Annotated in this window: 9 protein-coding genes and 2 pseudogenes; 2 read left to right on the top strand and 9 right to left on the bottom strand. The window is 36.9% G+C overall.

Going from position 1 to position 17,705, the window contains the following annotated elements; all coding sequences use genetic code 11:
* The coding region (locus ACFINS_RS08145; protein WP_375706072.1) for a hypothetical protein at window positions 1-182 on the bottom strand (182 nt) is incomplete at its 3' end.
* 820 nt (window positions 183-1,002) lie between these two features.
* Here ACFINS_RS08145 and ACFINS_RS08140 point away from each other — a divergent pair.
* Together ACFINS_RS08140 and ACFINS_RS11395 are read left to right on the top strand one after the other, a co-directional pair.
* Window positions 1,003-2,247, top strand: a pseudogene (locus tag ACFINS_RS08140) (autotransporter outer membrane beta-barrel domain-containing protein); the annotation flags it as partial.
* Window positions 2,248-3,771: 1,524 nt separating this feature from the next.
* Window positions 3,772-5,684: pseudogene (locus ACFINS_RS11395) on the top strand (autotransporter outer membrane beta-barrel domain-containing protein); the annotation flags it as partial.
* Between the two features lie 550 nt (window positions 5,685-6,234).
* Here the strand turns inward: ACFINS_RS11395 and ACFINS_RS08130 are convergent.
* From ACFINS_RS08130 to xseA, 8 genes are all read right to left on the bottom strand, one after another.
* Entirely contained in the window at window positions 6,235-7,017 is a 783-nt protein-coding gene (locus tag ACFINS_RS08130) for an ABC transporter ATP-binding protein (RefSeq protein WP_273790734.1), read from the bottom strand.
* Entirely contained in the window at window positions 7,004-7,888 is an 885-nt protein-coding gene (locus ACFINS_RS08125) for an ABC transporter ATP-binding protein (RefSeq protein WP_375647233.1), read from the bottom strand. The genes ACFINS_RS08130 and ACFINS_RS08125 overlap by 14 nt, the downstream gene beginning before the upstream one ends.
* Complete coding sequence (locus ACFINS_RS08120; RefSeq protein ID WP_273790732.1) at window positions 7,881-8,810, bottom strand: ABC transporter permease; 930 nt, start codon at window positions 8,808-8,810, stop codon at window positions 7,881-7,883. Before ACFINS_RS08120 ends, ACFINS_RS08125 begins: the two co-directional genes overlap by 8 nt.
* Window positions 8,811-8,812: 2 nt before the next feature.
* Window positions 8,813-9,886: an ABC transporter permease gene (locus ACFINS_RS08115; protein ID WP_375613823.1), complete on the bottom strand. Its 1,074-nt coding sequence runs from the start codon at window positions 9,884-9,886 to the stop codon at window positions 8,813-8,815.
* Between the two features lie 110 nt (window positions 9,887-9,996).
* Complete coding sequence (locus ACFINS_RS08110) at window positions 9,997-11,613, bottom strand: ABC transporter substrate-binding protein (RefSeq protein WP_375647229.1); 1,617 nt, start codon at window positions 11,611-11,613, stop codon at window positions 9,997-9,999.
* 361 nt (window positions 11,614-11,974) lie between these two features.
* Entirely contained in the window at window positions 11,975-13,600 is a 1,626-nt protein-coding gene (locus ACFINS_RS08105; RefSeq protein ID WP_375651314.1) for an ABC transporter substrate-binding protein, read from the bottom strand.
* Window positions 13,601-15,225: 1,625 nt separating this feature from the next.
* The gene (locus ACFINS_RS08100) at window positions 15,226-15,852 is read right to left on the bottom strand and encodes a DNA-3-methyladenine glycosylase I (RefSeq protein WP_375612273.1); all 627 of its coding nucleotides are present in this window, start codon (window positions 15,850-15,852) and stop codon (window positions 15,226-15,228) included.
* On the bottom strand, window positions 15,830-17,260 hold the full coding sequence (gene xseA, locus ACFINS_RS08095; RefSeq protein ID WP_375612272.1) for an exodeoxyribonuclease VII large subunit: 1,431 nt from the start codon (window positions 17,258-17,260) through the stop codon (window positions 15,830-15,832). The genes ACFINS_RS08100 and xseA overlap by 23 nt, the downstream gene beginning before the upstream one ends.
* Window positions 17,261-17,705 lie beyond the last annotated feature (445 nt).

The raw sequence follows: 17,705 nt of genomic DNA, 5'->3' as shown, positions 1-17,705 counted from the left end.
AACCACTCGACAACAGAGGAAAGTCCTTGTTTAAACTTTTGCCAATGGGAAGAGAAGTCGAAAGCAGCAGCAATGATGTTTTTCCATTTGGTGATGGTTGCCGTATCGGAACCAAAATAAACCAAGACGTGTGCGCCAGTCATGGTAAAGCGCAACACACGTAGAGCAATGTTAAAAGCCATCAGGGCGGCAATAGTTTTGATAATGGCGCTCGTTAAAACGGGATGGTCCTTGCCCATGCCATTTTACAAAACGCGCATTTAATGGTAAAAAATAACCATAAAAACAATAAATTATCACGTATTTCTAACTAATCTCACCTCTTCCCACTTAGTACAAAACCTAATGTCAAACTACATCCAACGGAGTTTTGTATAGTATGTAGCCTTTCGGAAATTGTGGCTTATCGGCGGATTCTACATATTTTTATATTTTATTTGTTCAAAGAAGATACTGAGCACTCAAAGAACCCTCAACGCTCTATTAAAGCCTTCTCTCATTTTTGCTGTCAAAAACTCATTCGATACATAATGTAGGTAAGAACAATCAATTATCACATATCCACTCTAATTTCACCTTTTTCCACTCAATATAAAATATAAAGTATAAAGTAAATTATACACAAAAATATTTGTTATTTATTAACTTTAAAAATATAAAATATCTTATTTTTTTGAAAATGTACAATATTAAAAACACTACTATTCTTATTTATATTATATTTTTAATTTATTTTTATATAACTGTACTTGTTTAATTATACATCAATAAATATTAAAATAAATGAATATTGATATAAAATAATATGTACCATTAATAAAAAACTTATTTTTAAAATATAATTATATAAAAATACATTATGAAATAAATTTAATATTACATAATTAAACATAAATACAACTTTAAATTTGACAAAAAAAGCAAAACAAAATATCAAAGTGCTGTGTTATTAAAATAAAAGCAATATCTATTTCCACTTCTGCTTATGAAGTTAGCGGGAAAATGAATGTTGGGGGCTTTAAAAGGAGTAGACTGATGCCTAAAAAATTTCTTCTATCCTGCACAGCAATTGTGGCAGTTGTACTTTCTGGTATCAATCTTAATGCACAAGCTAAAAATCTTGAAATTTCAGAAAATAAAAAAGAAGTTTCCAACGAAACCTACGAAATTATTCACGCAAAAAAAGGTGGTCAAATTATCGGCAAGCATTTGACGATAATCGGAAACAAAAAAACAAACACCAACATAGGCACAAATGCGCACGCTATAACAGCTGAAGGTTCTAACACTGCGATTGAATTACTGGATGGTACAACCATTAAAGGAACTGGTTCTAGCATTTTCTTCGGTCTTGAAGCAAAGGATGGTGCTACACTGAAAATGACTGGGGGAACTATCACAGTTTCCAACACTGGCACTAAATTCTTGAACAGTAAGAATGCTGAAAACAAGCTAAAAGATATAATAATATCAAGTGGCAAAGGCAAAGCTCCACTAACTTTTGCAATATTTGCAGACAAAGACAGTGAAGTCACTTTAGAAAATGTAAAAGTGACTAAGGCAACGAATAGCGTTACAGCAAATAATAAATCTGAAATCACGATATTGGGAGGATCATTTGATGCCACAAAGGCAGCAATATCTGCTTACAATGGCAGTCGCGTAACTCTAACTAACAATGTTCAAACTACATCATCTCATGGCACTGGACTCCATGCAACAGATTCAGAAACCACAATCGAAATGACGGGAGGAAGCGTAATCACAGAAAAAATGGCGTTGGTTGCAGAAAACGGTGGACATATCAAGGTCACGGATGTTGCGTTAACTGCGACGAATGATAAAATCGGAACAGTTGTCGCCGGCGGTCCGAACAGCGTGATTGAATTGCATGGGAATACAACAATTAAGAATGCTGTAATCGGTCTTCATGCACAAAACAGTGGAATGATTAAAATGATCGGAGGGACCATTACAGCTTCTGCAACCGGCGCTGGTTTCTATAATAGTAAGAGCAATGGAAACAAGCTAAAAAATGTGAAAATATCGGGCAGTAACCATAAAGAGCCTAAAATCACAGGAATAGGTGCCGACAAGGAAAGCAACGTCACTTTAGAAAATGTAACAGTTACGCAGGCAAAAAGTGGCATAGTTGCAAATAATCATTCTAAAGTAACGGTTTCTGGAGGATTATTTGAGGGCAAAAACGTAGGGGTATACGCTGGAAACGGCAGCAACATTACTTTAACCAGCAATAAAAAAGGTAACGTTCAAGTTACATCAACATCATCGAATAGCAAAGGACTCTACACAAATGGTTTACATTCTACCATCACAATGACGGGAGGAACAGTAACCGGAGAATTAGCGTTGGTCGCAGAAAACGGTGGACATATTAAGGTCACGGATGTTGCTCTAACAACAAATGAACATGGGGGCAAGGTCACTGATGTTCCTATAATAGGCGCAGGAGTCAATAGCGCTAATAGTATGATTGAATTATATGGCAATACAACGATTAAGAATGCTGGTGTTGGGCTTGTGGCAAGTAACGGTGGCGTAATTAAAATGATTGGGGGGACTATTACAACTTCTAAAACTGGTGTTGGCTTCGTGAACAGTAAGAGCGCCGAAAGTAAACTAGAAAATGTAATAATATCAACCGGTAAAGATAAAAATTCAGGCAAAGGAATTCTTCTAGAGAAAGAAAGTGGTCTCACTTTAAAAAATGTAAAAGTGACTCAAACAGGCAACAGCGTAATTGCAAATAATCGTTCTAACATAACAATCTCTGGAGGATCATTTGATTCAAGCTATGCAACAATATGTGCTCAAAACGGTAGCAGTATCACCTTAACGGACAATGCTCAAATTACGTCACATGATGAAGCAGGCCTCTATGCACGAGACTCAAAATCCACAATTACAATGACAACAGGAAACGTGACAGGAAAATATACAGCCTTAGAAGCAGACATAGGTGGCCATATTACGGTTACAAATGTTGCTTTAAAAGCAACTAATAATGGCAGTGGTGTAGCTGCTGGTGCAGCTGCCTCTGGCTCTAACAGTGTGATTGAATTGCTTGGCAATACAACGATCAGTGACGTTAAAATCGGAATTGATGCGCAAAACGATAGCACAATCAAAATGATCGGAGGAACCATTACTGCTTCCGAAGCAGGCGTTCACTTGTTAAAAAACAAGAGCAATAACAAACTGAAAGATGTAACGATATTAAATCGTAAGGATAATGCACTACTAATCAATGCAATAATTGCAAGAAGAAGTGCCATTACTTTAGAAAATGTAACCGTTCCGCAAGCAATCAATAGCATAATTTCAGATAATGGTTCTCAAATAACAGTTTCTGGAGGATCATTTAACGCAAAAGGTGCAGCAGTATCTGCTATAAACGGCAGTACTATTACTTTAACTGACAATGCTCAAATTACATCATCTGATGACAGTGGGCTCTATGCAAAAGATTCAAAATCCACCATCACCATAACGGGAGGAACAGTACAAGGTAAAACTACTGCATTATTTGCCGGAAACGGCGGACATATTAAAGCCACGAATGTTACTCTAATAACAGCAGATAATAACGGATTCGGTGCGGAAAGCCAAGATGTTGGCAGTTTAGTTGAATTATATGGCCATACAACGATTAAAAATGCTGAGATCGGACTTTATTCAGAAAATGGCAGCACAATCAAAATGAGTGGAGGGACAATAATTGCCGAAAATAGTGCATTTGTTGTAAATAATAATGGACATATTGATGTAACAAATGTTTCTGCCACAGCAGAAGATAGAGGTATCGCATTTGAAAAGTCTAAGAACAATAGAACATCAGAAATCAATTTAACCAATACAAAACTTCATATTAAAAACGGTACTGGAATTAATGCAAATGAATCAATTGGTAAAGCCAATCTCAAAAATTCAGAAATCCGTGCCAATGTTTTATTAGTAACCGAAGCTTCAACGAAAAAAAATGATTTCACTTTTACACTAAACGCCGATCGCTCCATCTTAGACGGCAAAGTGAGCACTGAAAAAAAATTCAAAACAGTCTTTGATTTGCAAAACAATACGAAATGGACATTGAAAACAAGCACAAATAAAAAAAGCCAGAACAAAAAACTGCTTGATATTGCTCAAAGAGCACGTTCTGATATTTCTGTCCTTAACATCAATAACAGCTCTATTGTTTTTGAAGAGCCAACTGAAAATCATTATCACACGTTGCACATAGGATCTGGCAGACCAAATACTAAAAAAGTCTACAATGCTACAGGAAAAGCAGAAATTCATTTCAACGTCGAATGGAGTGATAGTGCTGCCATAAACAAACAAAAAGCTGACCATCTTCTGATTCACGGTGATGTTTCAGGGACTACACTGGTTTATATCACTGGACATTTAGAAAAGAACAATATTAAAGCAGATGCTTCTGCTCTTACCAGTGCACGTGGTCTTTCACTCATTCAAGTTTCTGGGAAAGTAAATCAAAACTCTTTCAAACTTGCACAGGACTATATCACAATAAGTGGTTCACCTTATAAATATATACTGAAAGCTTATGGACCACAATCAAACCACAGTAAAACAAATGCTGAACAAAACCTTTTAGGAGAAAATAAAAATTTCTGGGATTTTCGCTTACAACCAGTACTGCTTGATAGCGACTCAAAAGTAAAAACCATCGTGCCATAAATACAAGCTATTTTATCATGCCATGTGCTCTCTTGTATGCTGGATTGACCGATATGGATAAGCAAAGTGCAACTGTTAGCCAATATGCGACATCTGTCTTAAGGAAAGAATAAGACAAACGGAATGGCTTTTTCTTATACGCCTATAGAGAAACAGGAAGCTTATTTTCTGATAAGTAGTGCTCCTAGTAAATATGGTTATAGCAGTGCTCATCTTCACTATGCTGTTCTACAAGGAGCTATTAACCTTGTCGCGCAGAAGGGAAAAATATCTACAACACATTTGGGTCTTGTCCGAACCTACGGGCAACTCTCTTTCACCCCCAAAGATATGCAAGACAGCAAGTAAGAGCATATTGAATAAATAGTCATTTCAACTCACCGCCGCCTATGGCAGTAAACAGCGTGACAATGGTTTCTATCTTGATACGCTTTTATCCTATGGGATAATAAAGGGAGATATCACCAATGCTCTCATTGGTAAAACTGCAAAATTGAAAAACGCCAAAATGTTGAGTATCTCCACCACTGTTGGCAAACAATTTGCAACGGGTATTCAAGCCGTAACATTCGAACCGCAGGCACAGCTTGCCTATCAACATTTGATGTTTGATACCATTAAAGATGCTGATAATCTGACCATTGAGATGCAAAATCCTTCTCAATGGATAATCCCGTGTTGGTGGACGTTTGACAAAAACCATTGCCACTGAAAACAGCCGTCCTATGTCTTTCTATGGAAAAGTAAACTTAATCAAAACCTTTGGTGATGATCAGACATTCCATATTGATAAGTATTATAAATGTGACCCCTCGGGAAGTTCCGTTGAAGGTGGGCTTGGTATTAGTGCATAATTGTCCGCTAACCTCTCCCTTCATGGTGATGTCAGCTATCAACAAAAGCTTCAAAAAACTGGTATAAGTGGTGCAAGCTTTTCAGGAGGAATACTCTATCAGTTTTAAATCAAAACTGTAAAAATAGCCTATTCAATTTAACAAAAAGGCAGCATATTGCTGCCTTTTTGGTTTATTATAAGCTGTTTTTAAGCGCTTTTTTAAATAGAGAACAGCGAAATATTTGAAGACATTCATTGACCATTGGATGTTTTTTACAAAAAATTCTTTTTATAAAGAATAAAATTGTAAAAAAGAGAACAACCAAAAACAAAATGATATTGTAAAATAATGAGAAGCTTTTCTAGAAAATACAACATTACTATCTTTTGTTATTTCTCACGAATTTAATGCTTAAAATGGTAAAATAACACTTTTGAACATAAAATGATAAGTAAAAAATAATGCAATAATATCAAACAAAGGGATGTATGTTATAAGTCACTCATATATTTCAAAATGGAAGTTCTAATAGGATTTAAAATATTACAGCTCAAACACTGCCCAGAAAATTCATACTGAAAAAATCCTATTATCCCCTTCCCTCTTAACAATGCCGCCAAACATCTCCAGAAACTTCAAAACAAATAAAATTACATTTTCTCTTCTGTAAAATTGATCATGCTCTTTGCTCTCTATGGACAATAGGCTCTATACTTGCTTCAAAAAACTCCTTTGTATAATCGTGTTGCGCATGTAAATTACGCAATTCATCATTGCTAAGCTCTTCAAGAATAATCCCTTTATGCATAATTCCAACACGTTCACAAATATGTGCAACAACAGCAAGATCATGGGATACCATTAAATAAGTAAGCTTTTTTCTCACGCGCAGTGATTTCAACAAGTTTAAAATTTCAGCCTGTACCGACACATCCAATGCAGATGTTGGCTCATCAAGCAACAACACCTCTGGCTCAATAATTAAAGCACGTGCAAGAGCAATACGCTGACGCTGCCCTCCAGACAACTCATGAGGATAACGATAAAGAAATGAAGAATCTAAACCAACGGAATCTAAAGCATCCTCCACCCGCTCTCTTTGATTATCCATTCCATGGATTTTGAGCGATTCAGAAAGAACCGTATGGACCATTTTTCTTGGATGCAGCGAAGCATAAGGATCTTGAAAAACCATTTGAATACAGCGTAAAAAATCCTTACTTCTTTTCTTTTCAACTTCTTGTCCAGCAAAAAGGAATTTTCCACTATAATCTGGAATAAGCCCCACCAATGTATTCAAAATAGTTGACTTTCCACATCCGGATTCACCAATCAAACCATAAGCTTCACCACGTTTAATATGAAAATTAACATTTTTAACAACTGTTACTGCCTTATGCCTGTGCCCAAAAGTTACAGATAAATTAGAAACATCAATAATATTCTCACAATTTGTCATGAGGAACCTCCTCAACGCCATTAACAATCGTAGGATTATACAACCAATCAGGATCACGCTCAGGAACAGCCAAAATATCAACTGGATTATCAAGCCGTGGCAAACTCGCGAGCAACGCCTTTGTATAAGGATGACAAGCGTGAGACAAATTAGAAGCAGGCAACTCTTCTAAGACACGGCCCGCATACATCACCAAAATACGATCACAAAAATCAGCAATCATATTTAAATCATGACTAATGAAAATAAGTCCGGTTCCAGATTTTGTCACAAGTTCATCTAATACAGATAAAACTTGTCGTCTGACCGTAATATCAAGTGCAGATGTTGGCTCATCAGCAATAATTAAATCAGGTTTTGGAATGAGCATCATTGCAATCATCACGCGCTGCCCCATCCCCCCAGATATTTCATGAGGAAAGAGACGCATCACATGTTCAGGATCACGAATATGAACAGATTCTAACATAGATATGGTGCGCTCCCTCGCTTCAGCTTTTGAAACACGGTAATGAATACGGTAAGCCTCCATAATCTGTTCCCCGATCCGTATTAATGGATTAAGTGAATATTTGGGATCCTGTAAAATCATTGAAATACGTTTCCCACGGATTTTTCGCATCTGAGGTTCACTTGTGGCCAATAAATCAACATCCTCAAAGCGCATTTTTTTAGCTTTAACAATGGCTGCTTTTGGACTCAACCTTAGTATTGCGCGCCCAGTCATCGATTTTCCAGATCCGGATTCACCAACAATTCCAATTTTTTCTTTTCCAACAGAAAAACTAACGCCACGCACAACTTCTGAAATGCCGCGCGTTGTAGGAAAAGAAATACGTAAATCTTCTACTTCTAATAATTTATTACCCATTGCGTGGATCCAATACATCACGAAGACCATCACCTAAAAGGTTGAAAGCAAGACTTGCAAATAATATTGCACAGCCTGGTATTGCCGCCAACCACCAATTTGTCATCATAAATTCCCGCCCTGAAGAAAGCATCGCACCCCATTCAGGACTTGGAAGTTGAGCTCCCAACCCTAAAAAACCAAGACCAGCAGCCGTTAAAATAATTCCAGACATATCCAAAGTTAATCGTACAATCACTGAAGGAATACACATGGGCGCAACATGAAACAAAATAATTCGCCAAGCAGAGGCCCCTTGCAAGCGAACTACAGAAACATAATCAGAAGAACGTATTGTCAAAGTCTCAGCACGTGCTAAACGTGCAATTGGTGGCCATGCTGCAATTGAAATTGCAATAGAAGCATTTTCAATCCCTGGTCCCAATGCGGCTGAAAATGCAAGAGCTAAAATCAAACCTGGAAAAGCAAGAAAAATATCGACAATGCGCATGAGCACAGTATCAACCCATCCGCCCATATAACCAGATACAGTTCCAACAATAAGCCCTATTGGACCTACAATAACTGTTGTAAGAAAAACAACATAAAGAGTAATACGGGAACCAAAAACAAGGCGACTAAAAATATCACGTCCCAATTCATCTGTTCCAAAATAATGCGCCATAGAGGGTGGCTGCAACCGATGCCCTAGATCATTGCTAAGAAAATCATGCGTAGCAATCCAAGGAGCAAAAAATGCACATATGATAATAATACAAATAATAAGCAGACCGAATACAGCCGAAAAGTTATGAAAAAACTTAGCCAGTGCGTGATAAATTCTTTGTATGTTCGCTTGAATTATGGAGTTTGGAACAGGATCGTTTAACCAACTACCTAAAGAAGATGATGATTGCGATTTATGATGATTACTTACTGTCATATTCAACGTGTCCTTGGATCAAAAATGCGATAAAGCAAATCAGAAAATAAATTAATGGCGACAAAGATAAATCCTACAAGTAAAGTACATCCTACAACTGCATTCATATCTCCGGCTAAAAGAGCATTTGTCAAGTAATGTCCAAAACCAGGCCAAGCAAAAACTGTCTCCGTTAAAACAGCCCCTTCTAATAAAAAAGCATAAGAAAGTGCAACAACAGTAATAATTTGAACAGCAGCATTTCGAAAGGCATGCCCCCAAACGGTTCGCGCCCACGATAATCCCTTTACACGTGCAGTAATGATATATTCCTGATTAAGCTGCTCAATCATAAACCCACGAGTCATACGGCTAATATAAGCCATAGCACCGAAAGCCAAGATCAAAGCAGGCATAATAACGTGACTAAAAACATTACCAAAAGCCTCCCATTGTCCTTGGCTTGCAGTATCCCAAAGGAAAAATCCTGTTTTTGGTTCAAAAGAATATTCATAAAGAAAATCAAGTCGTCCTGGGCCACCAACCCAGCCAAGCTTGGCGTAAAATATTAACAACGCCATTAATCCGAGCCAAAATGTTGGAGTAGAATAACTTACAAGTGTAAAAACACGGACAACATAATCAATAAATGAATCGCGATACATTGCTGCAAAAACACCAAATGGAATTCCAAGACTTGTGCCAATAACAATAGCAACGGTTGCAAGCTCTAATGTTGCAGGAAACACACGCATAATATCCGCTAGAACAGGTCGCCCAGAAGTTAAAGCATCTCCAAAATCAAACAAAAATACATTATGAAGATACTTCCAATATTGGACAATCAACGGCTTATCAAGACCCAGCTTATAATACATTGCATCATAAGCTTCCTGACTGATATTATCACCAAGAATAGACAGAACCGGATCTAGAGGAAGAAGATGACCAAGAAAAAAAGTGATCGTCACCAACCCAAGCAATGTGATAAAAACTGAAATAAGAAGTTTCAATCCTTTGCATAAAAAATCCCATAAAAATAATTTTTTCTGCTTTTCTGATACAGCTCTTTCAGTCTCTGAAAGTGGCAAAACCATTATAAAAATCCCCTCTGTAGCGACAAAACATAAAGCAAATACCTTTTTATATAACAAAACAATCTCTTATTAAGCATGTTCTACAATCCTTTTCTATAACATGCTTCTTTTTATTTTTCTGCTTCATTGTAATAAAGTCTATAACTGTTCCAAATCCATTTTTTGACATCAGGTCCCATACCAACGGTATAATATGTCTGAAATAAATAAACCATAGGACCATGCTCTAGCACATAATGCTGTAAAGTACGATATCGCACAATGCGCTTATTGGGATCTTGCTCAAACAAAGCATCCATCACCATGTTATTAATATTTTCATCATAATACCCAGCGCGCCAAGCTAAATACATATTGTGCTTTTTTGTAAATGTTGGATCAGGGTTAAACACGTGATTTAATGAAGCAGGATGTCCATCAGGATCGGCACTCCCCCACCCCATAATAGCAGTATCATAATTTCCACCACGTACACGGCTCAACAATTGATTTTGTGCCATTTTTTCAATTGTAAGCTCAACACCAATTTTGCGTGCATTGGCTTGAATAGACTGTGCAACAGACGACATATAACTAAGGCTTCCAACTAAAAGATTAGCTTTAAACCCATTAGGATAACCAGCTTCAGTAATCAGTTGTTTTGCTTTTTTCAAATCCAACTGAAAAGGCAAACCTTCTTTTTCATCTAAAGCACCTGGAACACCTAAAGACATATAAATTGCCCGTGGAATAGCAATCCCTTTCAAAACAGTTTTTCCAAGACCTTCATAATCAACCAAATAACGAAGTGCCAATCTGACCTTTTCATTCGCAAAAATTGCATTCTTATTATTTAACGATAGGTAAATAATCTGCGGACGCAAAACACGACTAATTTTGACTGGGCCTCCTTTTTTTTCAAGATCTAAAATATCCTCTGAAGAAAGATCACGCACTATATCCACATCGCCTTTTTCCAAAAGAAGTCTTTGACTTGATGAATCCGCTACATGCTGCACAACAATCTGCTTAATTTTAGGCACATCGCCCCAATAATGTTGTGTCGCCTCTAACACAACTTTATCTCCTGGAGACCAGCTCACCAATTTATAAGGTCCAACACAAGCTGTATGTGTTGCTAAATATTTATTCCCCATATCACCGTTAATACTCTGTGCTTCAATTGTTTTCCGATCAAGCAAAGCAGAAGCATAAGATTGTCCAATAACAGTCAATATGAGCTGAATAGGATAGGGTTTATCTAATTTTAATTGTAAAGTCTTATCATCAAGAGCCTGAATATTTGTTTCAATATTGTTTTTGGTAAACCCATAATCCATTAAAGATTGAGCATAGCTTAATCCTAATTTAATAATCCGTCGCATCGACCATACCAGATCTTGCGCTGTAGCCATCCTTCCATCATTAAACTTTAAATCATCACGAAGATGAAAGACTATTCTTTTGCCATTATCTAAAACGTCCCAAGATTTTGCCATAGCAGGGCGAATTTTTGTAGGATCATGCTCATCATATTTCACTAACGCGCTGCAAATATTCGTCAATAACTCACTCGTCACAACCTCAACAGTTTGCGCTGGATCAAAACTACTAATTGAATCAATATTCCATGCCATTACCAATATATCTTTAGATGAGGCACTGAATGCCGATGTTACAGCCCCATTAAAAAAAACGATTGAGCTTAATAAAATAGAAAATTTTTTCAATATTCTTTGTTTTCCCATTTTATCTCTTCCTTTTGTATTCTTCTACCTTTTCACACAAAGTGATTGTGATTTTGCTTAAATAGCATAGCATTAGACATCAATTTCATTTAATCAAACTAAGCACCTATAAAATAATTTTCTTATACATCAGTCTATATTCGGGATGCAGAGAATCTATAACCATAAACAAAGATCCTCCCCAATATAACTTTCTATATTCATCGCTCCCTATAAACGATCTTAATTATATATTGCTACTACACAAACATCCCTCACAGTTTCGTCCTTAAAAAACTGAAGAGCTTTATATGGGAGAATACTTTCATCATGCAATTATGATTAAGCTCTTTTTAGCTTTGATAACACTAAAAAGACACACTTATTTTTCAATTTTACTATAAAAAATACGCGGCGCACTATTCCAAACCCACTTTTTGATATCAGGCGTCATCGCGACAACGCTATATTGTTGAAAGATAAACGCATAAGGTCCTTTTTGCATCAATTCACGTTGTAAATCAGCATAGAGTTGTGCCCGTTTTTGCGGATCTTTTTGAAATAACGCCTCTTCAACTTTTTGATTCATATTGGCATCAAAATACCCATGCTGCCAACTAGGATAGGCTGTATTTCTAGCCTCAAAACGATTATCTGGATTGAAAATAAGACGTGAAGCCATTGTATGAGGATCCACAGAATCATTATTCCATCCGATAAAAGCCGTATCAAAAGCCCGTGCATTAACTTTTGAAAACAACTGTGTACCTGCTACACGTTCAATTTTAAGACGCACGCCCGCCTGTGCAGCACTATCCTGGAGTGACTGAGCAAGTAACAAAGTATAAGGAGTGTTTGACACGAGAAAATTTGCCTCAAATCCGTTCGGATAACCAGCCTCTGCTAAAAGCTGTTTTGCTTTTTGAATATCAAGTTTAAAGGGTTGCCCCTCTTTTTCATCCAAAGCCCCAACATTGCCAAGAGGAATAAAACTTGCCCGTGGGATACCAATCCCTTTGAGAAGCTTCTTGCCAAGACCTTCATAATCTATGAGATAACGCATCGCCAAACGCACTTTTTCCTTAGCAAAAATAGGATTCGTCGTATTGAATCCCCAGTACATCATAGTTGGCACTAACACTCTTTCAACTTTAACATCTGTTGTTTTTTGCAGATCTGCAAGATCTTCAGGTGTCAAATTACGAGCAACATCAATATCATGTTTTTGCAACAACAAACGTTGTGTTCCAGGCTCTGCAACATGGCGAATTAAAATCTGCTTCAGTTTAGGCGCTTGTCCCCAATAGTGAGAGCTTGCACGCAACAAAAGAGCTTCTCCAGGACGCCAACTTTTTAACTGATAAGGACCAACACAAGCAGCATGGCTTTTCAAATACTGATTTCCAAAATCGCCATCTTTTTCGTGTTTCATAATCGTCTTACGATCAAGCAAAGCTGTTGCACGACTCGCAACAATATTATTAAGAATGAGCTCTGCTGGATAAGGTTTATCAAATTTCATCACAACCGTTTTCTCATCGGGAGCTTGCAAAGCATCATCAACATTTTGCTCTGTAATTCCATATTCATTAAAAATTGCCGCATTACCCATCTTCAATTTGACAATCCGCTTCATACCCCAAACAAGATCATTGGCATTGGCTGATCGACCATCATTAAACTTCAAACCATCACGTAAATGAAAAGTAATCACCGTACTGTGATCATCACCTGAAACATCCCAATGTGTTGCTAAAGCGGGAACCATTTTAGCAGGATCATCTGTCGCAGTACTGACCAAATTATCACAAATATTGTAAATAATTTCACTTCCATAAACATCATTAAGTTGTGCGGGATCAAACGTACTGATTGCATCAAGATTCCAAGCCATCACAAGGGTATTAGCCGGTGTTTTTGCTGAAACTTGTTGTGCAACCATTGCCAATGCCATAAGAGCAGAAACAAGAGAGCTGCTACTTTTCAATATTGTTTTCTTCAAGTTCATAAACTTTTCCCTTTATTTATTTTTATCAATTAATGACGCTGAAATAATATAGCAAATTTATAATTATAACATTGAATAAATACGTTCTAATCGCCTATATTTTTAATCACCTACACAGAGTCATCTACTTGATAAATTCATTGACTTACGTCTCAATAAACCATAACGAACATGCAATATATGTTTTGCTAACCAGTATTACATTCTTTTCATAACCTCTTTGCATATGATAATGCACTATATCAGTTCTCTATTAATCATCAATAAGCCTTGTCGCCCCAAAAATAGTGAGCTTTAAAAAAATCATTACGCAAAAATTTATGAATTCATTATTCTATTCCTTTAGGCGACATTTAAAATAAAATATGCAAACTTTAAAAATAGTCATCCCCCTCAAACACTGTTTCAAGATACGGCGCATCTTTACTACATGACCAAAACGACACTGAAACAGCAGAAAGACATAAGAAAATATCTTTTCTAAAACGCTACCCCCCACAAAAATCTGCTTAATCTTTTGAAAACTAAGTGTCAAAAGTTTTACGTTTTTACCAACAAAACCAAACGCGTTAACAAAAATAAAGGAAAAATGAGAAGAAGCATTCCTTCCACGCTTTATCTTTTGAGAAATAAAGCTTACAATAAAAGAATATACACTAAAATGCATTCTCTCATTGATAAAAATAAAATTCATTAGACGTTTCCCCCCTAAAGACATAACGAATATAAACCCTTCTAAACTTTGGCGTGCATCATTGCTTTACCACTATAAAAATAGAATAGAAAACAACATATCGCAACAGAACTCTCGTTTCCAGCGGAAACATACAGAGATTCAACGAAGCAATGTAGTGGATACAAGCCTGCATGAGCTTAATCATCTTCCAAAAAATTGGAGCGCACACGCGGCAAGATCACTCTACTAATAGAGGAAAGCTATCAGATAATAAAACCCAACACAAGCAGCTTGAGTCATTTAACTTCAATTTTTCATCGCTGCATTTCATTTTATATTGCCTAGGTAAGCATTGGGCAATCAACCTACATATAAATAAATCAACAGTCATACAAGCAAAGAAAAACAATGCAACAACAGCACCCCATCTAACAACCACTTTGCATTCGTCAACAAACATGAATAAAATATTCATTAATTATAACAGTCATGTTATTAACGGAAATAAAAAAACTCTTCTGAACCATTACAAATACCAAAGACTGTTTCATAACACTGAGAGCTAGTAAATGTGTGATGGTGCCGATCTTCTCCTTCATAAGCGTAAAGATGGAGTGCACGATGGATTTACTGTCATAGTATTCATGAGCTGCGTCACAAAATGGGCCTTGGTGTAACTAGATGTTTCTTTAAAACATACAAGACATCACCATGATCTAACTTCAGATACATAACAGTTAAGATATCACTCCTTTTTGCGTCTGTTTTTTCATCCTCAAAATTATACCTTTATCGTTTTTAGTGCCAACAACAATAGAAAATCATTACTATTGTATAGTTTGTATATTTCAATTATCTTATACAGCGGAATTGTATAACTTATATATTTGTTAAATAATTCAATTATTATCCTATTAATCATTACTCTTACAAAAGAAAGTTTGCCAATTTATCGACAAAAACATCCTTCAAGATGATCATTAACAATTCCTACGGACTGCATAAAAGCATAACAAATTGTGGGGCCAACGAATGTCCAACCACGTTTCTTCAAGTCTTGAGAAAGACGAAGAGAAGCAGGTGTCATAGGGTTAGCTAACAGTGTTTGAAAATCTATTTTTTCATAACGCTCCAATTGTGGTGGTTGAAAAGACCAAAAATAGTGGGACAAACTCCCCCACTCTGTTATAATTTCTTGTGCTCTCAATGCATTATTAAGCACTGATTGAATTTTTCCTTGATGGCGAACAATGTCTTTATTCTGCATTAACATTTGCACCTTCAGCTCATCATAATGAGCAATCTTTTCAAAGTCAAAGTGATCAAATGCAACGCGAAAAAAAGAGCGTTTTTTTAAAATTGTAAACCAAGAAAGCCCCGCTTGGAAACCTTCAAGACAAATTTTCTCAAACAAACGAATATCCTCAAAAATAGGCTTTCCCCATTCGGTATCATGATAAGCACAATAAAGTGGATCCGTTCCAGCCCATGCGCAACGAACTTTTTCATCCACTCCCTTAAGAAGACCTTCCGCAAGCATGGCATTAACCGTATTAAAAGAGAGTTCCTTGATCATCGCTTGGCGACTTTATCTGCTTGTGTTTTGACCGTTTAGAAAAAACAGGTTCTTGTGTTGCAACACTGATATCTCCATCAAAAAAGCGTAAATTTATTTGCCCTGTTTCAGGAAACTGAACCAATCGTTTAATGGGCTTATGATCTTTCCCCAAAGCCAAAACAAAACCGCGCTCCAAAATATTCTGATATGAAGTGCTTCTTAAAAGCCTAGATACTACCTCTAACCCAGCACGTTGTTTTTCCACACTACGCACAAAAGCACGCTGAAGACGTGCCGTATATTCCTTTGTATTGCGTTGTGCTTTTTCAATATTTAACAAACGCGGTGAAAAACGCACACCAAGTGCATGAAAAGAAAAACGTTTTTTATCGTAGCTTACACAAAGAGCACGCTGCAATCGACTTGAAGTTTCATCTAAACCACGCCGTGGTAAAGCAAAAAGTTGATCGGCAGTCGGAAGAGCTCGTAGAGTAGCACGCAATTTTTGTCGATAAAAATCCAAATAACGCGCGAGTCCCTTGCGCAAACGTGCATCAAGCGATGCCACCAGCACCTCGAGATCAAGCTTAACAGGAACAGCCCGTTCTGCTGCGGCGGTAGGAGTTGGAGCGCGCCAATCAGCCACATAATCAATCAAGGTCCAGTCCGTTTCATGCCCAACAGCAGAAATAACAGGAAGAGAAGATTCATAAACAGCACGAACAACAGCTTCGTCATTAAACCCCCACAAATCTTCTAAACTTCCTCCTCCCCGTGCAACAATAATAAGATCAGGTTTTGGAATAAGTCCACCTGGACCAAGAGCATTAAAACCTTCAACAGCAACAGCCACTTCCCTCCCACTTGTTTCCCCCTGAACACGTACAGGCCAAACCAAAATATGCAACGGAAAACGATCGGATATACGATGAATAATATCACGAATAACAGCACCTGTTGGTGATGTTACAACGCCTAAAATTCGAGGCATATAAGGCAAAGTTTTTTTCTTTTCTTCATCAAACAAGCCTTCTTCTAAAAACTTTTTCTTACGATTTTCAAGAAGTGTCATCAAAGCACCAACCCCCGTTGGTTCAAGAGCCTCAATGACAATTTGATATTTCGATGACCCTGGATAAGTTGTAAGTTTACCAACAGCAACTACTTCCATCCCTTCTTCAGGAGGGAATTTGAGCTTTTCCATAACTCCACGCCAAATAACAGCCTCCAACCGTGCCTTATCATCTTTTAAAGCAAAATAAGCATGTCCCGAAGCATGAGTACCACGGTACCCTGATATCTCCCCACGCACCCGTACATAACCAAACTTTTCTTCAACAACACGCTTTAGAGCCCCTGCTATTTCGGAAACAGTGAATTCTGCCACATTTGTTACACCTGTTTTTTCACTAAACAAACTTACCATTTTTCAATTCTTTACGCCCGTTTCTGTGAATCTTTTTGAAACAACACATCTTTAAACTTTTGATTTATAGCTTCATCAAAATACCCATAACACCGGCTAGAACAGCTTATATTTTTAATTTCAAATCGATTATCAGGGTTGTAAAAAAACTTGAAGCCGTTGTATGGGGATGTCTAGAGTCATTATTTCATCCGAAAATTGTATCAATAGAAGCTAAAATATTCAATCCTAACATCCAAACAAACACATCTTCTATAAGAATTCCTGAAATAAAATTCTCTACACAACATAGTAATCCATTCCCGATAGAATTCAATGTATTGCAAAGTATTAAAGAGCTTTGCAATACATCAAATATATCATGACCCTGTTTTTTATATTTTATAAACTTGATACCTTCTTATTTTTCAATTGCACTATAAAAAATACGTGGTGCACTATTCCA

Source organism: Bartonella sp. AA2SXKL (genome assembly GCF_042197205.1).
In the GTDB taxonomy this organism is placed as follows: Bacteria; Pseudomonadota; Alphaproteobacteria; order Rhizobiales; family Rhizobiaceae; genus Bartonella.
Note: the sequence above shows the minus strand (reverse complement) of the source record. Positions and strands in the feature narration are given on the sequence as shown.